General features: G+C 50.8%; 16 protein-coding genes and 6 tRNA genes. 14 read left to right on the top strand and 8 right to left on the bottom strand.

What is annotated here, in order from left to right:
* Positions 1-106: 106 nt before the first annotated feature.
* The 4 genes from H4F65_RS16825 to H4F65_RS16810 all read right to left on the bottom strand — a co-directional run bounded on the left by H4F65_RS16825 (position 107) and on the right by H4F65_RS16810 (position 525).
* A tRNA-Lys gene (locus tag H4F65_RS16825) sits at positions 107-182 on the bottom strand.
* Positions 183-189: 7 nt separating this feature from the next.
* Positions 190-265: transfer RNA gene (locus H4F65_RS16820), tRNA-Val, on the bottom strand.
* A gap of 55 nt (positions 266-320) precedes the next feature.
* Positions 321-396, bottom strand: a tRNA-Val gene (locus H4F65_RS16815).
* Between the two features lie 53 nt (positions 397-449).
* Positions 450-525: transfer RNA gene (locus H4F65_RS16810), tRNA-Val, on the bottom strand.
* Between the two features lie 291 nt (positions 526-816).
* Here H4F65_RS16810 and gltX point away from each other — a divergent pair.
* Entirely contained in the window at positions 817-2,232 is a 1,416-nt protein-coding gene (gene gltX / locus H4F65_RS16805) for a glutamate--tRNA ligase (RefSeq protein ID WP_010280492.1), read from the top strand.
* A gap of 68 nt (positions 2,233-2,300) precedes the next feature.
* Here the strand turns inward: gltX and H4F65_RS16800 are convergent, their stop codons facing one another.
* Positions 2,301-3,155 (bottom strand): alpha/beta hydrolase, encoded by an 855-nt coding sequence (locus H4F65_RS16800; protein WP_236146221.1) that lies wholly within the window; start codon positions 3,153-3,155, stop codon positions 2,301-2,303.
* 281 nt (positions 3,156-3,436) lie between these two features.
* On the opposite strand from H4F65_RS16800, the gene H4F65_RS16795 reads away from it, so the two are divergent.
* Positions 3,437-3,512: transfer RNA gene (locus tag H4F65_RS16795), tRNA-Ala, on the top strand.
* A gap of 47 nt (positions 3,513-3,559) precedes the next feature.
* Positions 3,560-3,635 (top strand) — tRNA-Ala (locus tag H4F65_RS16790).
* A 163-nt stretch (positions 3,636-3,798) separates the two neighbouring features.
* On the opposite strand, the gene ung is transcribed toward H4F65_RS16790, so the two are convergent.
* Entirely contained in the window at positions 3,799-4,485 is a 687-nt protein-coding gene (gene ung / locus H4F65_RS16785) for a uracil-DNA glycosylase (RefSeq protein ID WP_010280490.1), read from the bottom strand.
* Positions 4,486-4,876: 391 nt separating this feature from the next.
* Here ung and grcA point away from each other — a divergent pair, with 391 nt between their 5' ends.
* Positions 4,877-5,260 (top strand): autonomous glycyl radical cofactor GrcA, encoded by a 384-nt coding sequence (gene grcA / locus H4F65_RS16780; protein WP_005973551.1) that lies wholly within the window; start codon positions 4,877-4,879, stop codon positions 5,258-5,260.
* A gap of 70 nt (positions 5,261-5,330) precedes the next feature.
* Here grcA and srmB read toward each other — a convergent pair whose 3' ends face one another.
* A complete protein-coding gene (srmB, locus tag H4F65_RS16775; RefSeq protein ID WP_010280489.1) occupies positions 5,331-6,656 on the bottom strand; it encodes an ATP-dependent RNA helicase SrmB in 1,326 nt (441 codons plus the stop codon).
* Positions 6,657-6,790: 134 nt separating this feature from the next.
* Here srmB and trmN point away from each other — a divergent pair, with 134 nt between their 5' ends.
* Positions 6,791-7,537: a tRNA(1)(Val) (adenine(37)-N(6))-methyltransferase TrmN gene (trmN, locus tag H4F65_RS16770; protein ID WP_010280485.1), complete on the top strand. Its 747-nt coding sequence runs from the start codon at positions 6,791-6,793 to the stop codon at positions 7,535-7,537.
* 56 nt (positions 7,538-7,593) lie between these two features.
* On the opposite strand, the gene nadB is transcribed toward trmN, so the two are convergent.
* Positions 7,594-9,195, bottom strand: a complete 1,602-nt coding sequence (gene nadB / locus H4F65_RS16765) for an L-aspartate oxidase (RefSeq protein ID WP_010280483.1) — start codon at positions 9,193-9,195, stop codon at positions 7,594-7,596.
* Between the two features lie 376 nt (positions 9,196-9,571).
* Between nadB and rpoE the strand changes: the two genes are divergently transcribed.
* The 9 genes from rpoE (at position 9,572) to recO (ending at position 17,966) form a co-directional block, all read left to right on the top strand.
* Complete coding sequence (rpoE, locus tag H4F65_RS16760) at positions 9,572-10,147, top strand: RNA polymerase sigma factor RpoE (RefSeq protein ID WP_005973561.1); 576 nt, start codon at positions 9,572-9,574, stop codon at positions 10,145-10,147.
* Between the two features lie 59 nt (positions 10,148-10,206).
* Positions 10,207-10,854, top strand: coding sequence for an anti-sigma-E factor RseA (gene rseA / locus H4F65_RS16755; RefSeq protein ID WP_010280474.1), 648 nt, complete (start codon positions 10,207-10,209; stop codon positions 10,852-10,854).
* A complete protein-coding gene (gene rseB, locus H4F65_RS16750) occupies positions 10,854-11,816 on the top strand; it encodes a sigma-E factor regulatory protein RseB (protein ID WP_010280471.1) in 963 nt (320 codons plus the stop codon). The genes rseA and rseB overlap by 1 nt, the downstream gene beginning before the upstream one ends.
* Positions 11,813-12,265, top strand: a complete 453-nt coding sequence (gene rseC / locus H4F65_RS16745; protein ID WP_010280470.1) for a SoxR-reducing system protein RseC — start codon at positions 11,813-11,815, stop codon at positions 12,263-12,265. Before rseB ends, rseC begins: the two co-directional genes overlap by 4 nt.
* A 296-nt stretch (positions 12,266-12,561) precedes the next feature.
* Positions 12,562-14,361, top strand: a complete 1,800-nt coding sequence (gene lepA / locus H4F65_RS16740) for a translation elongation factor 4 (protein WP_010280468.1) — start codon at positions 12,562-12,564, stop codon at positions 14,359-14,361.
* A gap of 16 nt (positions 14,362-14,377) precedes the next feature.
* Complete coding sequence (gene lepB, locus H4F65_RS16735; RefSeq protein ID WP_010280466.1) at positions 14,378-15,343, top strand: signal peptidase I; 966 nt, start codon at positions 14,378-14,380, stop codon at positions 15,341-15,343.
* Positions 15,344-15,634: 291 nt separating this feature from the next.
* Positions 15,635-16,315 carry a ribonuclease III gene (gene rnc / locus H4F65_RS16730; RefSeq protein ID WP_010280465.1) on the top strand — a complete coding sequence of 227 codons (681 nt, stop codon included), beginning with the start codon at positions 15,635-15,637 and terminating at the stop codon, positions 16,313-16,315.
* The gene (gene era / locus H4F65_RS16725; RefSeq protein ID WP_010280463.1) at positions 16,312-17,217 is read left to right on the top strand and encodes a GTPase Era; all 906 of its coding nucleotides are present in this window, start codon (positions 16,312-16,314) and stop codon (positions 17,215-17,217) included. The genes rnc and era overlap by 4 nt, the downstream gene beginning before the upstream one ends.
* A gap of 11 nt (positions 17,218-17,228) precedes the next feature.
* Positions 17,229-17,966 (top strand): DNA repair protein RecO, encoded by a 738-nt coding sequence (gene recO / locus H4F65_RS16720; RefSeq protein ID WP_010280459.1) that lies wholly within the window; start codon positions 17,229-17,231, stop codon positions 17,964-17,966.
* The last annotated feature ends 14 nt before the right edge of the window (positions 17,967-17,980 follow it).

Raw genomic sequence — 17,980 nt, 5'->3', positions numbered from 1 at the left:
ATTGGGAACGCTAATGCGGAGCAATTGAGTAGAATTTTATCTACACGATATGTGTAATATATAACATTGGGTGGATTTACTTCAGAGAGGATTCACTTTGCGGAAGTGGTGGGTCGTGCAGGATTCGAACCTGCGACCAATTGATTAAAAGTCAACTGCTCTACCGACTGAGCTAACGACCCGCAGAAGTGGTGGGTGATGACGGGATCGAACCGCCGACCCCCTCCTTGTAAGGGAGGTGCTCTCCCAGCTGAGCTAATCACCCACTTCTGAACTACATTTACTTCAACTTCTAATAAGAAGACCAGCTGGTATGAGATTGGTGGGTGATGACGGGATCGAACCGCCGACCCCCTCCTTGTAAGGGAGGTGCTCTCCCAGCTGAGCTAATCACCCAATCTCAAATCTTCTTACTCTACACAGCGAGACACTTTTACTTTCGTAAAGAGTGGTGGGTGATGACGGGATCGAACCGCCGACCCCCTCCTTGTAAGGGAGGTGCTCTCCCAGCTGAGCTAATCACCCCCGCTGTGTGGAGTCGCATTATAGGGATCCTTGAATGTGAGTCAACGCTTTTTAAAACTAAAATGATTGTTCGTTGCAAAATTAGTCAAGGCGTCGTATTTATCGCCGCTGGTGCTGCATCCTTGCGCAATTCAGCCTGTTATCTTGCTATCGCTAGCAGAATAAAAGCACGTGCGGCATGTTACGGCGTTGAGGAATCGAAGCAGAGTGATAGAATGTTGCCCACTTTTGTTCTCTGAGCTTATGTCGGTCTATGCCGACAGCCGTTGCGTAATAAGGCTGTAATCCCAAATGAAAATCAAAACCCGTTTCGCCCCTAGCCCTACTGGCTATCTCCACGTCGGCGGCGCTCGTACCGCACTGTATTCCTGGCTGTTTGCCCGTCATCATGACGGCGAGTTCGTGCTGCGTATTGAAGATACCGATTTGGAGCGTTCAACTCAGGACGCGATTGATGCCATTATGGATGGTATGAACTGGCTGAGCCTGAACTGGGATGAAGGCCCGTACTACCAGACTAAACGTTTTGACCGTTACAACGCAGTAATCGATCAGATGCTGGAAAACGGTACGGCCTATAAGTGCTATTGCTCTAAAGAGCGTCTGGAAGCGCTGCGTGAAAAGCAGATGGAAAACGGCGAAAAGCCGCGTTACGACGGCTGTTGCCGTGGCTCTCACGAACATCATGCTGATAATGAGCCGCACGTCGTACGTTTCCTCAACCCGCAGGAAGGCTCGGTCATCTTCAATGACCGCATTCGCGGGCCGATCGAATTCAGCAATCAGGAGCTCGACGACCTGATTATCCGTCGTACTGACGGTTCACCGACCTACAATTTCTGTGTTGTTATTGATGACTGGGATATGGAAATCACGCACGTTATCCGTGGTGAAGACCATATCAACAACACGCCGCGTCAGATCAACATCCTGAAAGCGCTGGGCGCACCAGTGCCGGAATATGCGCATGTGTCAATGATCCTGGGCGACGACGGTAAGAAATTGTCCAAGCGTCACGGCGCTGTGGGTGTAATGCAATACCGCGATGACGGCTATCTGCCGGAAGCGCTGCTGAACTATCTGGTGCGTTTAGGCTGGTCGTCTGGCGATCAGGAAATCTTCTCTATAGGTGAGATGAAATCGTTGTTCTCGCTGGATGCCGTCAACAAATCGGCGAGTGCTTTCAATACTGAGAAGCTGCAATGGCTGAACCATCACTATATTAACCATTTACCCGCAGAATACGTGGCGACGCATTTGTCATGGCATATCGAGCAGGCTGGAATTGATACCCGCACCGGGCCGCAGCTGAGCGAACTGGTTGGCTTACTCGGCGAACGTTGCAAGACGCTGAAAGAAATGGCGGACTCTTGCCGTTATTTCTATGAAGATTTTGCTGAGTTTGATGCCGATGCTGCGAAGAAATACCTGCGCCCGGTTGCCCGTCAGCCGCTTGAGCTGGTACGCGAGAAGCTGGCCGTGATGACGAGCTGGACGCCGGAGAATATCCATCACGCCATTCAGGGCACGGCGGACGAGTTGGGTCAGGGCATGGGTAAAGTCGGTATGCCACTGCGCGTTGCGGTAACCGGCGCGGGTCAGTCTCCGGGCGTTGACGTGACTGTGCATGCGATTGGTCAACAGCGTTCGCTGGCGCGTATTGATAAAGCGTTGGCGTTCATTGCTGAGCGTGAAGCGCAGCAATAAGCCCTACTGCATGAATAGACAAGAAGCCCCGGCCAAATGCTGGGGCTTTTTATTTATGACTTAGCGCATTATTGACCAGCGATAGCAACCGCTTTACCGATGGCATCAGGGATCACGTCGCCGTGCCCTTTACCGGGGAACAGAATAAAGTCGGCTTTTGTACCTTGTTCGTTGAGCTGTGCGACCAGTGCTGTTGCTCTTTCCACCATTTTTCTTTGGCTGAGACGCTCTGCCCGCTTTTCATCAACAGGTTTACCCGCCTGCGTTTTGGCTGGCTCATCTTCATTTGCCCCTGCCGTGACGGTAATGGATTGTGGCGGTGTCGCGAGCAGCGGCGTTCTTGTTGGAATTACAACGCCATTTCCCCACCAGATAGACGGGCTTGCGGCAACATAACGCTGGAAAGATTCGGTGTGGTTAAAAAGCGTATAGAGCGTAAACAGGCCACCGAAAGAGTGCCCGGCCAGCGTTTGTTTTTGCTTATTCACGGCGTAGTTCGCTTCAACCCAGGGTTTTACCGTGGATTGCAGGAATTGATAAAACGCCTCAGCTTCGCCGCCTGCGGCAAAATCTGGGTCGGTGAGCGTTGTCGGTGGCGTGTAGTCACGCGTTCTGGCGGGGACATCGTAAGGCTTATCGATCGGATAACCCACGGCGACAATCAGCGGTGCCGTGCCATTTTTTGCGTTATAGCTATTTACGGCAACGGGAAACTGAGCATTGCCGTCCAGCATATACAGAACCGGATAACCCCCTTCAGGTGCCGGTTGGCGGGGAAGTGCGATAAAAAGCCGATAGGCATGCTGCGCATCGCTTTTCATCTCAATTTGCCTGATCTCAAATTGAGCTTTTGCTTGTTCGGTCATATCAGGAATAGTGGGCTGTGCCCGAACAGGCAACATGCCAGAGGCAGATACCATCATAGAAAATACAATCATAGGAAAATAGCGCATGTGATGGGGCTTATATAGGAGGCAGAAGCGTAACGTGAAGTGATGATAATAAATCGCGTTATCGTTAGCAGCTTTTTTATTGTGCTTATGATGAGATGACATCGAAATTCGCGCCTGTTTTTTCTTACCTTTGGCGTCTTTTTCAGCGGTTAATCGGATAACCGGATTTAGCCGTTGACACTGCGAATCGGGTTTCATATTATGCGACGCGTTCGCACAGTACTTGCTTTCACGGTGATGCTGTAAGATACGGGGCTATAGCTCAGCTGGGAGAGCGCTTGCATGGCATGCAAGAGGTCAGCGGTTCGATCCCGCTTAGCTCCACCAAACACTCCCTCTGTTTGGTTGATTATCACGAACATTCCACACGTTGTGGGGCTATAGCTCAGCTGGGAGAGCGCTTGCATGGCATGCAAGAGGTCAGCGGTTCGATCCCGCTTAGCTCCACCAAATCATCGCATTACTTCTTATTTCATCCCGTTTTTCAATTTCTCCTTATTCAATTAACGTTTTTCGTTTGCTTAATGCGTTTGTCAGCGATTCCTTGTAAAGGATTCTTTGTAAACGACAGTTGGCTGCCTTCATTTTTTGAAGACAACCAAACCGTTATCGCTTAAGCCTCTTCCGGGAGCCTTGGCGTCCAGTCTATTGGTGACAGCCCTTGTTGTTCCAAAAGCTGATTAGCCTGCGAAAAATGCTTACAGCCCAAGAAACCGCGGTGGGCAGATAGGGGGGAAGGGTGCGGTGATTTCAGAATATGGTGACGCTGCTGATCGATGATGTTGCCTTTTTTCTGTGCATGCGAGCCCCATAGCAGAAAGACCAGACCTTCCCGCTGCTCATTCAATGCGGCGATGACGCGGTCAGTAAACGTTTCCCAGCCCAAGTTAGCATGCGAGTGTGCCTGTCCGGCTTCAACGGTTAATACCGTGTTGAGCAGTAAAACGCCTTGCTCCGCCCAGCTTTGTAGAAAACCATGCCGTGGAATTTCAAATCCAGGGATGTCGTTCGCTAATTCTTTATAAATATTGCCCAGAGAAGGCGGAGCAGGTACGCCAGGACGTACCGAGAACGACAGTCCGTGTGCTTGATTTGGGCCGTGATAGGGATCTTGTCCCAGAATGACGACCTTGACCTGATGCAGTTCGGTAAAGCGGAACGCGTTGAAAACATCCTTCTGCGGAGGATAGATAGTTTTACCCGCTGCACGTTCTTTCCCAACGAATTCAAGGGTGTTAATGAAGTAAGGCTGCTGCTTTTCTTGTGCCAGCACGTCATGCCAGGTGAGAGAGGTCGCCATCATGCACTCTTTTTTTACAGGTTGAATGGTGTTGCGGGTAGCTTACCGATCTATCGTGCCGAGGTAAAACCGTAACCGTTGCTGTCGCAATGAAAACGCTTTTTTTGAAAAAAAATTGAAAATTTACAAAAACATTTGCAATTCGGCGTCTTGGTAATATTGATATAAAACAATAAATTGCCTTCGTGTGGTTAAGTGATGGGGTTTTAAAATTGATTTAAGTCAAGGATGCCTGGCTATCAGGCTGGTATATAGGGAGTAGATACAAACAGTTTTATACGATCGTTACGAAATCTGGCTGTTTTTTACCGATAGCGATTTTAACTCAGTCAGTTTTTAACTGCGTTCGTTTTTAACTAAGACAATAACACGCCGTTTTACGGAGGCAATTATGGTTACTGGTATTCAAATCACCAAGGCTAACGACAGCGCGCTGATCAATTCTTTCTGGTTGCTGGATGAAGAAAAATCACAGGCGCGTTGCGTGTGTGCTAAATCGGGTTATAGCGAAGATCAAATCGTTCCGGTGAGCGATCTGGGTCAGATCGAGTATCGTGAAATTCCGCTGGAAATCAAACCTGAAGTGCGTGTGGAAGGCGGTCAGCACCTGAACGTCAACGTTCTGCGCCGTGAGACGCTGGAAGATGCCGTTAAGCATCCGGAAAACTATCCGCAGCTGACTATCCGCGTATCTGGCTACGCAGTGCGTTTCAACTCACTGACGCCAGAGCAGCAGCGCGACGTTATCGCTCGTACTTTTACCGCAAGCCTGTAAGTTGTTACTCAAGCCTTAACAAAAAGGGAGCTGAAGCTCCCTTTTTTTATGTCTCTATTTTATAGCGATTTTATTCAGCAGACGGTTCGTCAGTTTTCTTTGTTGGTTGACGACGCTTACCAACATTTTTACTGTCGCGATCGCGAACCTTCACTTTAACTTTTTCTTTTTCCTTCTCTTTTTTCTCTTGTCGCTTAGCGAGCACTTTTTTCGACGGTTTGCCCGTTGTTTTGGCGCTTGGTGCTTTCGTCACTGGGCGAAGTTCTTCAATGACGCGCGGTTTTAGCGGCTCATTCAAGTAGCGACTGATTTTTCCCAGCAGCAGATGGTCGTGCGCTTCGACGAAAGAGATAGCACAGCCTTTACGACCTGCACGGCCAGTACGACCGATACGGTGAAGATAAGTATCGGCTGTGCGTGGCAAGTCGAAGTTAAATACGTGGCTGACATCGTCAATATCAATACCGCGCGCGGCGATATCGGTTGCCACCAGCACGTTGACACGCCCGTCGCTCAGACGTTTGATCGCCTCATTACGTTTGGCCTGCACCATTTCGCCTTCGAGATAGCAGGAGTTAATGCCCGCTTCACGTAGCCAGGCAACCAGCTCGTGCACACGCTCACGCTTGCGTACAAAGATGATAGAACGTGTTACATCCGGCTGTTTTAACTGGTGGCAGAGCAGCGCCGTTTTGTGTTTGAGATCGTCAGCGCGGTAATACCATTGCAGAATTTTTTTACGTTCCCGACGCGATGGGTCGGATTCGATTTCAACGGGTTCGTTGAGCAGACGCTCGGCGAAATCTTTGATCGCATCTCCTTCCAGCGTCGCAGAAAACAGCATCGTTTGCTTGCGCCAGCGGGTTTCTCCAGCGATGTGTTCAATATCCTGAGCGAAGCCCATATCCAGCATTCTGTCTGCTTCATCCAGAATCAGCGTTTCTACCGCGCGGCAATCGAAGTTTTCTTCTTTAATGTATTGCAGCAGGCGGCCCGTCGTCGCGACGACGATATCCTGGTTTTCACTGAAGACTTCTGCGTGGTTCATGTAGGCCACGCCACCGGTAATCGTGGCGATATCCAGGTGCGTATGCGCTGCAAACGCTCGCGCCTGATCGGCCACCTGCATGGCAAGTTCACGGGTTGGTGTGAGGATCAGAATACGAGGTGGACCCGATTTTTTACGAGGGAAATCGATAAGATGCTGCAAAACCGGCAGCAGATAGGCGGCGGTTTTACCTGTTCCTGTTGGCGCGGAGCCCAGTACGTCGCGGCCTTCCATCGCTGGAGGGATCGCCTCAGCCTGAATCACGGTCGGGCGCTCGTAGCCCATATCGCGCAGGGCGTCTAACAGGCTTTCATCAAGATCAAGCTCGGAAAAATTGGTTACAGTCATGGTCTACCTCTATTTGGGGCGCCGATTATAGACGGATTGGCCGGTTTCTTCACCTGTTTAAGCAGACATCGGCACTTTTCCTGTACTGATGTTTCACCTATGCTACTGCGGTTTGCGTTTGGAATCTTATTTTCATGAGTCATCAGACTGATAATAAACTGACCCTGCGTCGGGATGGATTTACCTTCAAGCAATTCTTTGTGGCGCACGATCGTTGTGCCATGAAGGTGGGAACCGACGGCATTTTGTTGGGTGCCTGGACGCCGGTGTCTTCAGCCACACGGGTTCTGGATATTGGCAGCGGCTCCGGTCTTCTCGCGCTAATGCTGGCGCAACGTTCTGAACCGCATGTTCAGATTGATGCCGTCGAGCTGGATAGCGCCGCCAGCGATCAGGCGAAAGAAAACGTGGCTGCCTCGCCATGGGCTGACAGAATCACGGTGTATGCTGAGGATATCGTCAGTTTTGCTGAGACGCGAGCCGCCACCTATTCGTTGATTATCAGTAACCCGCCTTATTTCCCACCGGGGATCGCGTGCGGATCAGCTCAGCGCGATCAGGCTCGCTATACCACCTTGTTAACCCATGAAGCACTGTTGCGTTGTGCCCATCAACTGCTGGTGCCTGAAGGGCTTTTCTGCGTGGTGCTGCCGGTTCAGGTTGCTGAGCATTTTATTCCGTTGGCGCAGCAGGACAATTGGCACGTTCACCAGCAGCTTCACGTATCGGAGCAGGAAGAGAAACCTGCGCATCGCGTTTTGCTGGCGCTGTCTCGTCAGGAAAGAGAATGTGCGAATTCCTCACTGGCCATTCGTGATGCAGAAAGGTGCTACTCGACGGATTTCCAGCGGCTGACAAAAGATTTTTATCTCTTTATGTAGATGGCAGACGCCTTGTAGCGGCGTCTGCCTTGCTGAGCGAACTATTTTTCTATGAGTTATGGCACCAGAATGGTGGGGGTTGGGGTGTCGAACTGCTCTGGGTAGTCCAGTGTGTAATGTAGCCCGCGGCTTTCTTTTCTTTCCAGCGCACAGCGGACGATGAGTTCGGCGACCTGCACAAGATTACGCAGTTCCAGCAGATTGTTGGAAATACGGAAGTGGGCGTAGTACTCGTTGATTTCCTGCTGAAGCAGTTGGATGCGACGTTGTGCCCGCTCCAGTCGCTTAGTCGTCCGCACGATCCCAACGTAGTCCCACATAAACAGGCGCAGCTCGTGCCAGTTATGCTGGATCACCACCTGTTCGTCGGAGTCGTCGACCTGGCTTTCATCCCAATCTGGTAACTTTTTCACTGCTTTGATTTGCGGTAAGCGCTGCAAAATATCCTCAGCGGCTGACCAGCCGTAAACCAGACACTCAAGTAATGAGTTGGATGCCATGCGGTTTGCGCCATGCAATCCGGTGTAGCTGACTTCGCCAATCGCATACAGGCCGTCAAGATCGGTGCGACCATGCTGATCGACCAGCACGCCGCCGCACGTGTAGTGTGCTGCGGGTACGATCGGTATCGGCTCACGCGTCAGATCTATGCCAAGAGACTGTAGTTTTTCATCGATCGTGGGGAAGTGCTGTTTGATGAATGCTTCGGGCTTGTGGCTGATATCCAGATACATACAGTCTGCGCCAAGCCGCTTCATCTCATGGTCAATCGCCCGGGCGACCACGTCGCGTGGCGCAAGCTCGCCTCTGGCATCGAAATCGGGCATAAAGCGTGTGCCGTCAGGACGTTTAAGGTACGCGCCTTCACCGCGCAGCGCTTCCGTTAGTAGGAAGTTTCGCGCCTGCGGATGGAACAGACAGGTCGGATGAAACTGATTGAACTCCAGATTTGCCACACGGCAACCCGCACGCCAGGCCATGGCGATGCCATCACCAGAGGAAATATCAGGGTTCGTGGTGTATTGATACACTTTGGATGCGCCGCCGGTCGCCAGCACCACCGTTTTCGCCCGGCAGGATTCTACGCGTTCCCGTTCACGGTTCCATATATAAGCACCGACAATGCGGCGTGTACCGGGCAAACCCAGCTTATTCGAGGTAATTAAATCGACGGCGTTGCAGCGTTCCATAATCCGAATATTCGGATGAGATAGCGCTTTCTGCACCAGCGTGTTTTCCACTTCTTTGCCCGTTGCATCCGCGGCATGCAGAATTCGACGATGGCTGTGCCCGCCTTCGCGCGTGAGATGGTAACGCTCTTCGCCGCTGGTGCTGGTTTCGGTATCGAACAGCACGCCTTGTTCGATCAGCCATTGCACGCAGTGTTTGGCATTGCTGGCGATAAACTCAACGGCTTCCCGTTCACACAGGCCATCGCCAGCGATCAGGGTATCTTCGATATGGGAGTCAATCGTGTCCGTTTCATCGAAAACGGCGGCGATGCCGCCCTGAGCATAAAACGTTGCGCCTTCGTTGAGTGGGCCTTTGCTTAATACCGTCACGTTGGCTTGTGAAGCCAGACGCAGCGCCAGTGAAAGCCCGGCAGCACCGCTGCCAATGATTAAAACATCACAGACGTATTCAGTGGTCGTTTGCATGGTCGTGTCGTGGGTGCAAAAAGAAGAGGAAATCCGATGGTAGCACCCAATGGTTGATTGCTGCATTGGTTTTTAGCCCCATTTCTACGCTATAAATAAGCGAAGAGTAGGGCGTGCTGAATCGTGCGCATACCCCAGATTTATCGTATCATCCTCGGAGAAACGTAGAGCCTCAGATGAAGACCATTTTTGATGAAGAGAATGTGGGATGATACGCATCGCAAAGACGAGTAACGGCGCTAAGCAAAAGAAGAATGATGACTCGGAACTTTATTGGGTGTCTTGGTTCTAATGAGGAGCTTGCTCTAAATATGACTTATATAGCTGGCAGTACTATTTTACGCGTGGAGAACGGTTTGAGTAGAGATTACCTCGGATGAGCGAGCAACTGGCAGATCAGGTTCTGGTCGAGCGAGTCCAAAAAGGCGATCAAAAATCGTTTAACTTGTTGGTCGTTCGTTATCAGCATAAGGTAGCGAGCCTGGTATCGCGGTATGTTCCCCAAGGGGACGTGCCGGACGTGGTACAGGAATCGTTTATTAAAGCCTATCGCGCGTTAGAGTCATTCCGCGGCGATAGCGCGTTCTATACGTGGCTGTATCGTATCGCAGTGAATACGGCCAAGAATTATCTGGTAGCTCAGGGACGCCGCCCGCCTTCCAGCGACATTGATGCCAATGACGCGGAAAATTATGAAAATGCGGGTGCACTGAAAGAAATATCGAACCCTGAGAATTTAATGTTGTCAGAAGAATTACGAAGCATCGTTTTCCGAACTATTGAGTCTTTACCGGAAGATTTACGTTTAGCGATTACGCTGCGTGAGTTGGACGGTTTAAGCTACGAAGAGATCGCCGTGATTATGGATTGTCCCGTTGGCACTGTTCGTTCTCGTATTTTCCGGGCGCGGGAAGCGATTGATAATAAAGTACAACCGCTTATTCAGCGCTAGCGAGCGTTTTCAGCTATCCGCATGACTAATGATGGATTTGACAAGGTAAGGGTGTCGGTATGCAGAAAGAGAAACTTTCCGCTTTAATGGATGGCGAAGCAGTAGATTCCGAACTGTTAGGCGCACTGTCACGGGATGATGCGTTGCAGCAAAGTTGGCAAAGTTATCATCTGATTCGTGATGCGATGCGTGGTGATGTGAGTGAAAACGTGATTCACCTGGACATCGCTTCTCGTGTTGCCGCTGCAATCGAAAAAGAACCTGTTCGTCTGGTTCCACAAGCGCAGCCTGAATCTCAGCCACAGCCTGTCGAGTGGACGAAGATGCCTTTCTGGCACAAAATCCGCCCGTGGGGCAGCCAGTTGACGCAAGTCGGTGTGGCCGCCTGCGTCTCTTTAGCGGTGATTGTCGGCGTACAAAATTACCAGCAGGGTAATGCTTCCGAACAGGTTGTGGAATCTGGCGTGTTCAGCACCTTACCCGCTATGGGCACCGCCTCTCCAGTGAGTCTGGGCGTGCCGTCAGAAAATGTTGCCCCTAACAGCGGTCAACAAAAATCCGATATGCAGCGCAATCGCCTTAACGCTATTTTGCAGGACTACGAATTACAGCGCCGGCTGCATGCCGAACACGCTCTGCCGCAGGACGATCAGCAAGCGGCAATTCAGGTTCCCGGTACTCAATCATTAGGAACACAGCCCCGGTAATGAAGCGTGTTTGGTCCGCCGCCTGTTTTCTGATTGGCAGCCTGTTTTATTCTACTTTCGCCCCGGCTCAGAATGTTGAGCCGGGCGCGTTGCTGCAACAGATGAATGGCGCTATTCGTTCTCTGAATTACGAAATTTCCTTTATTAACATTACCCTGCAAGGGTTCGAGTCGGTACGGTATCGCCATGCTGTGGTGAACAACCGTGCCTTGGCACAGTTGCTGTTTATGGACGGGCCGCGACGCGAGATCGTGCAGCGTGGTAATGAAGTCAGCTATTTCGATCCTGGTTTTGAGCCATTTACGCTCACTAGCGACCATATCGTTGACTCTCTCCCTTCTCTGGTGTTCGCTGATTTCCAGAAACTCTCGCCCTATTATGATTTTGTTCCTGCCGATGGGCGGGTGCGCATTGCCGATCGTCTGGCATCAGGCATTCGGGTCATCTCACGCGATGGCACACGCTACAGCTATACGGTGTGGATTGATGCGGACTCGAAACTTCCACTGCGCATTGATTTACAGGATCGCAATGGCGACAAACGGTTGGAGCAATTCTTAACGACATCACTGATTGTTGACGATGATGTAGTGAGCGTGATGCGTCCGCTGGAAGGTATCAAACTTCCTCCTGCGCTACCCGCGCCTGCTGCGGAAAAAGGTGATTTTACCTGGGGGCCGGAATGGCTACCTACCGGGATGAAAGAGCTGTCGCACAACAAAAAGATATTGCCAGGTTCGTCCATTCCGCTTGAAACACGTCTGTATAGCGATGGTTTATTCAGCTTTTCGATTAACATTAGCCCGTCTTCTGACGTGAGCGAGGAACAATCTGTGCTCACGGGGCGACGCTCTATTCACACTGTCATGAAAGGCAATCGAGAGATTACCGTCGTTGGCGATATTCCTCCTTCTACGGCTAAACGCGTGGCTGACAGCATTATTTTGAAGGCGCAACCGTGATTAAAGAGTGGGCAACGGTAGTGTCATGGCAGGATGGCATCGCAGAGCTGCGGTGTGAGCCCAGTTCGGGCTGCGGCACCTGTAAATCCCGTTCGTCGTGTGGAACGGGTTTATTAAGTCAGCTTGGGCTCTCTGCTGAAAATACGTTGTTCGTTCCTTACGATCGGCCTTTAGAAGTGGGACAAAAAGTGGAATTGGGCATTTCCGAGGGGCGGCTGTTGTTTTCCGCTGCTCTGGTTTATTTCGTTCCGCTGGTTGGGCTGCTGCTCGGCGCGGCGATTTGCCAAACGTTATTCGGCACCGATCTGGCTGCTGTTATTGGTGCGCTGCTAGGCGGTGGCGTGGCGTTTATTGGCGTGAAGCGTTGGGCGAAGCAGTTGGGTAAGAATAAGCGTTATGAGCCCGTTATCCTGCAAATCGCACTGCCGGGCACGCTCTTACAAAATTGACCAGTTTACCGGAGCGTAAACGGCGCGCGGTGCGGAAACATTGCTGACTTGTTTGTTATCTTTCGACACGATGTTTGCCACGTAATGACACTTTACTTCCTGCTTTCCTCTTGTTGTTCTGCTATTCCAAATAAAACCGTCATAATCAAGGGGAATGAACCGGACATGACTAGGTTTTCACGCCTCTCGCATGTAGAATGCTGCGATTCAGGTGGAATAACATCGCTGCTGTTTTCACCTATGCGCATGCCCATCGGCAAGAATTTCAGGAATATCAAGGTAGAAAAATTTTTATAATGAAGCATATACGAAATTTCTCCATTATTGCCCATATCGACCACGGTAAATCAACGTTATCTGACCGTATTATCCAGATTTGCGGCGGTTTAACCGAGCGTGAAATGGCGGCGCAGGTTCTGGATTCCATGGATCTGGAACGTGAACGCGGAATAACGATTAAAGCGCAAAGCGTCACGCTGGATTATAAAGCGCAGGACGGCCAAACCTACCAGTTAAACTTCATCGATACGCCTGGGCACGTTGACTTTTCTTATGAAGTTTCCCGTTCGCTCGCCGCCTGTGAAGGCGCGCTGCTTGTCGTTGACGCTGGTCAGGGTGTTGAAGCTCAAACGCTGGCTAACTGTTATACCGCGCTGGATATGAATCTGGAAGTGGTGCCGGTTCTGAATAAGATCGACCTGCCTGCTGCCGATCCGGATCGTGTTGCTCAGGAAATTGAAGACATCGTCGGCATTGATGCCACCGACGCCGTGCGCTGCTCTGCAAAAACGGGGATTGGCGTGCCGGATGTTCTGGAACGTCTGGTGCGTGATATTCCGCCGCCGGAAGGCAGCCCTGATGAACCGTTGCAGGCGCTGATTATCGACTCCTGGTTTGATAACTACCTTGGCGTTGTGTCACTGGTACGTATCAAAAACGGCACGATGCGCAAAGGCGACAAAATTAAGGTGATGAGCACGGGTCAGGTTTATAACGCCGACCGTCTCGGTATTTTTACGCCGAAGCAGATCGACCGCGATGTATTGAACTGCGGCGAAGTAGGCTGGTTGGTGTGCGCCATCAAAGATATTTTGGGTGCTCCAGTAGGGGACACGCTGACTCTGGCGCGTCATCCGGCTGAAAAAGCGTTACCTGGCTTCAAGAAAGTCAAACCGCAGGTCTACGCTGGCCTGTTCCCGATTAGCTCCGACGACTATGAAGCATTCCGCGATGCGTTAGGCAAGCTGAGCCTCAATGATGCCTCTCTGTTCTATGAGCCAGAAAGCTCTACCGCGCTGGGCTTTGGTTTCCGCTGTGGCTTCCTGGGGCTGCTGCACATGGAGATCATTCAGGAACGTCTGGAACGTGAGTACGATCTGGAACTGATCACTACGGCACCGACAGTGGTGTATGAAGTAGAAACGACGGCTAAAGAAACCATTTATGTTGATAGCCCGTCTAAACTGCCGCCGCTGAACAATATTCAGGAACTGCGCGAACCAATTGCCGAGTGTCACATGCTGATGCCTCAGGAATATTTGGGTAACGTGATTACGCTTTGTATTGAGAAGCGTGGCGTGCAGACGAACATGGTGTACCACGGTAATCAGGTTGCGTTGACGTATGAGATCCCGATGGCCGAGGTGGTACTCGATTTCTTCGATCGCCTGAAATCAACGTCTCGTGGTTATGCTTCGCTGGATTATGGCTTCAAACGTTTCCAAGCATCAGACATGGTGCGCGTTGATGTATTAATCAACAACGAGCGTGTTGATGCCTTGGCTCTGATTACTCACCGTGATAATTCACAATATCGTGGTCGTGAATTCGTCGAAAAGATGAAAGAACTGATTCCACGTCAGCAGTTTGATATCGCGATTCAGGCCGCAATTGGTAACCACATTATTGCGCGCTCTACGGTTAAGCAATTGCGTAAAAACGTACTGGCCAAGTGTTATGGTGGCGACGTCAGCCGTAAGAAGAAACTGTTGCAGAAACAGAAAGACGGTAAGAAACGTATGAAGCAGGTCGGTAACGTCGAACTGCCGCAAGAAGCGTTTCTGGCAATTCTTCACGTCGGCAAAGACAGTAAATAAATTCTGAGGAGTTGGCATGGCCAATATGTTTGCCGTAATTCTGGCAGTTGTGACGCTGGTCACGGGGATTGTCTGGTGTTTAGATCGTTTCGTCTGGGCACCCGCTCGCCGGAAGAAATTTGCTGCGATGAGCGGTGCCGATCTGGCTGATGGCGCGGTTTCATCGAAAGCGATTCAACAACCAGGTTGGATTGAGACGATAGCGTCCGTCTTCCCAGTCGTGGCTTTGGTATTGGTTGTGCGCTCCTTCATTTATGAGCCGTTTCAAATTCCATCGGGTTCGATGATGCCGACGCTGTTGATCGGTGATTTTATTCTGGTGGAGAAATTTGCCTACGGTATTAAAGAACCCTTCACGCAAAAAACGCTGATTGAAACCGGTCATCCGAAGCGTGGCGACGTGGTGGTGTTTAAATATCCGTCCGATCCTAAAGTAGACTTCATCAAACGCGTGGTTGGCGTACCGGGCGATCGCGTGAGCTATAACCCGATAACCAAGCAGGTGACGATTCGTCCATCCTGTCAGGGGCAGCAGGCGTGTGATACCGCATTGGCGGTTACGTACAGTAACGTACAGCCTAGCGATTTTGTTCAGACCTTCAACCAGCCAGGACTGGAGTCGCGTAGCGGTTTTTATGAGGTACCTGTCAATGACAACAGCGTGGAAGGGACCCGTATGGGCGCGCGCAAAGAGTCATTAGGCAATGTAACGCATAATATTCTCTTGGTACCGGGCCAGCAGGATCAGCTTGGTGGTTATTACCAGCAATCGCAGCAGCAGCTTGCGACATGGGTTGTCCCAGCAGGGCACTACTTCATGATGGGCGATAACCGCGACAATAGTCTGGATAGCCGCTATTGGGGCTTTGTACCAGAGAGAAATCTGGTCGGTAAAGCCACCGCTATCTGGATGAGCTTTGAGAAGCAGGAAGGCGAATGGCCTACCGGCGTACGTTTGAGTCGCATCGGTGGCATTCATTAACCAAACTAAGCATTAACCGAAATAAGATACAGGCAGCATTCTGATGCTGTCCGTTGTAGAATATTTTCAGTAACGCTCTTTTTGAAAGAACATGCCCTAAGTAGTACGAGTTGCAGGACAACACGTTAGCGTTTTAACCACGCTAACGCACAGGCAACGCGAAGTATGACGGGCAGAAAGGCAGGCTCCCTTAGGGGAGCCAATGCAAACGAAACAGTTTTGACCGAATTGGTAAGCAGGGCTGTTCCGTATGCTGCTGTTTTTGACGCATCGTTGATCTATTGGTAACACATGAATCCCATCCTGATAAATCGTTTACAAAGAAAGCTGGGCTATACTTTTCAGCAGTACGAGCTTTTGTTACAGGCGCTGACGCACCGTAGCGCCAGCAGCAAACATAATGAAAGACTCGAATTCCTGGGTGACTCCATCCTGAGTTTTGTGATCGCCAATGCGCTGTATCACCGTTTCCCCAAGGTTGATGAAGGGGACATGAGTCGGATGCGAGCGACGCTGGTGCGAGGAAATACGCTGGCGGAAATCGCGCGTGAATTCGAACTGGGAGAGTGCTTACGCCTCGGTCCCGGTGAATTAAAAAGCGGTGGTTTCCGTCGAGAATCGATCCTGGCTGATACGGTCGAAGCGCTGATTGGCGGTATTTTCCTCGACAGCGATATTCAGACCATCGAACGTTTGATCCTGAACTGGTATCAGACGCGTCTGGATGAAATCAGTCCCGGCGATAAGCAAAAAGATCCGAAAACGCGGTTGCAGGAATTTCTGCAAGGGCGTCACTTACCTCTGCCGACCTATCTGGTGGTGCAGGTTCGTGGGGAAGCACACGATCAGGAATTTACTATCCACTGTCAGGTGAGCGGCTTTAGTGAGTCGGTCATTGGTACAGGATCGAGCCGTCGTAAAGCCGAACAGGCTGCGGCTGAACAAGCGTTGAAAAAACTGGAGCTTGAATGAGCGAAGTACAGACACACTGCGGTTTTGTCGCGATTGTTGGTCGACCAAACGTCGGTAAATCGACGTTACTGAATCAATTACTGGGGCAGAAGATTTCTATTACGTCACGTAAGCCCCAGACGACGCGGCACCGCATTATGGGTATTCACACTGAAGGGCCTTATCAGGCTATTTATGTGGATACGCCGGGACTGCACATTGAAGAAAAACGGGCGATTAACCGCCTGATGAACCGTGCTGCCAGCAGCTCAATTGGTGACGTTGAGCTGATCATTTTCGTTGTTGAAGGTACACACTGGAACGACGACGACGACATGGTATTGAATAAGCTGCGCGATCAGAAACTCCCTGTGCTATTGGCGATCAATAAAGTCGATAACGTCACGGATAAAACCAAGCTGCTGCCGCATATCCAGTTCCTCAGCCAACAGATGGACTTCCTTGATGTTGTTCCTATCTCGGCTGAGAAGGGGACGAATGTCGATACGATTGCCAACATTGTGCGTAAACACTTACCGCAGGCAACCCATCATTTCCCGGAAGATTACATCACCGATCGCTCACAGCGCTTTATGGCGTCGGAAATTATCCGTGAAAAACTGATGCGTTTCCTGGGTGAAGAATTGCCGTATTCCGTAACGGTTGAAATCGAGCGTTTCGTGACGAACGAGCGCGGCGGTTATGACATCAACGGCCTGATTCTGGTTGAGCGTGAAGGCCAGAAGAAGATGGTTATTGGCAACAAAGGTGCCAAAATTAAAACCATTGGTATCGAATCTCGTCAGGATATGGAAGAGATGTTCGAAGCCAAGGTACACCTTGAGCTGTGGGTTAAAGTGAAATCCGGTTGGGCAGATGACGAACGTGCCCTGCGCAGCCTGGGTTATAGCGAAGACCTGTAAGGTTCACGCCGATGGAAGGCTGGCAGCGCGCATTTGTCTTGCATGGGCGACCTTATAGCGAAACCAGCTTATTGCTGGATCTGTTTAGCGAAAGCGATGGTCGAGTTCGTGTGCTTGCCAAAGGCGCACGTGCCCGACGTTCTAGCTTGAAAGGCTGTTTACAGCCTTTCACTCCACTGCTGGTGCGCTGGAGTGGTCGGGGAGAAGTGAAAACATTACGCAGCGCCGAGCCTGTCTCGCTCGCGTTACCACTGACTGGCTCGATGCTTTATAGCGGTTTATACGTTAACGAACTGCTGTCCCGCGTGCTGGAACATGAAACCAATTACTCCGCTCTTTTCTTCGATTATCTCCACTGTTTACAACATCTTGCTGCACAGGATGCCTCTCCCGAGCCAGCATTAAGACGCTTTGAATTAGCGTTATTGGGCTATCTTGGATACGGCGTTGATTTCCTGCATTGTGCTGGTAGCGGTGAGCCGGTGGCCGATACCATGACTTATCAGTATCGAGAGGAAAGGGGATTTATTGCCAGCCTGGTGGTCGATAATAAAAGTTTTACCGGGCATGAATTACGCTCGCTGGCGTCGCGTGAGTTTCCTGATGTCGGCACGCTGAAGGCGGCAAAACGTTTCACCCGCATTGCGTTAAAGCCCTATCTGGGGGGAAAACCGCTGAAAAGTCGTGAACTGTTCCGCCAGTTTGTTCCTGCTGCTAATTTGTCCAAACCCGCATCTTCTGATAAATAATCCCGTCTCCTCAG

It is taken from the genome of Pectobacterium brasiliense (assembly GCF_016950255.1).
Taxonomy (GTDB): Bacteria; Pseudomonadota; Gammaproteobacteria; order Enterobacterales; family Enterobacteriaceae; genus Pectobacterium; species Pectobacterium brasiliense.
Note: the sequence above shows the minus strand (reverse complement) of the source record. Positions and strands in the feature narration are given on the sequence as shown.

What these genes read in the sequence shown, in the direction of transcription:
- gltX (WP_010280492.1), top strand. Translation starts at nt 817, where the DNA reads ATGAAAATCAAAACCCGTTTCGCCCCTAGCCCTACTGGCTATCTCCAC.
- H4F65_RS16800 (WP_236146221.1), bottom strand. Translation starts at nt 3,155, where the DNA reads ATGATGGTATCTGCCTCTGGCATGTTGCCTGTTCGGGCACAGCCCACT.
- ung (WP_010280490.1), bottom strand. Translation starts at nt 4,485, where the DNA reads ATGGCGACCTCTCTCACCTGGCATGACGTGCTGGCACAAGAAAAGCAG.
- grcA (WP_005973551.1), top strand. Translation starts at nt 4,877, where the DNA reads ATGGTTACTGGTATTCAAATCACCAAGGCTAACGACAGCGCGCTGATC.
- srmB (WP_010280489.1), bottom strand. Translation starts at nt 6,656, where the DNA reads ATGACTGTAACCAATTTTTCCGAGCTTGATCTTGATGAAAGCCTGTTA.
- trmN (WP_010280485.1), top strand. Translation starts at nt 6,791, where the DNA reads ATGAGTCATCAGACTGATAATAAACTGACCCTGCGTCGGGATGGATTT.
- nadB (WP_010280483.1), bottom strand. Translation starts at nt 9,195, where the DNA reads ATGCAAACGACCACTGAATACGTCTGTGATGTTTTAATCATTGGCAGC.
- rpoE (WP_005973561.1), top strand. Translation starts at nt 9,572, where the DNA reads ATGAGCGAGCAACTGGCAGATCAGGTTCTGGTCGAGCGAGTCCAAAAA.
- rseA (WP_010280474.1), top strand. Translation starts at nt 10,207, where the DNA reads ATGCAGAAAGAGAAACTTTCCGCTTTAATGGATGGCGAAGCAGTAGAT.
- rseB (WP_010280471.1), top strand. Translation starts at nt 10,854, where the DNA reads ATGAAGCGTGTTTGGTCCGCCGCCTGTTTTCTGATTGGCAGCCTGTTT.
- lepA (WP_010280468.1), top strand. Translation starts at nt 12,562, where the DNA reads ATGAAGCATATACGAAATTTCTCCATTATTGCCCATATCGACCACGGT.
- lepB (WP_010280466.1), top strand. Translation starts at nt 14,378, where the DNA reads ATGGCCAATATGTTTGCCGTAATTCTGGCAGTTGTGACGCTGGTCACG.
- rnc (WP_010280465.1), top strand. Translation starts at nt 15,635, where the DNA reads ATGAATCCCATCCTGATAAATCGTTTACAAAGAAAGCTGGGCTATACT.
- era (WP_010280463.1), top strand. Translation starts at nt 16,312, where the DNA reads ATGAGCGAAGTACAGACACACTGCGGTTTTGTCGCGATTGTTGGTCGA.
- recO (WP_010280459.1), top strand. Translation starts at nt 17,229, where the DNA reads ATGGAAGGCTGGCAGCGCGCATTTGTCTTGCATGGGCGACCTTATAGC.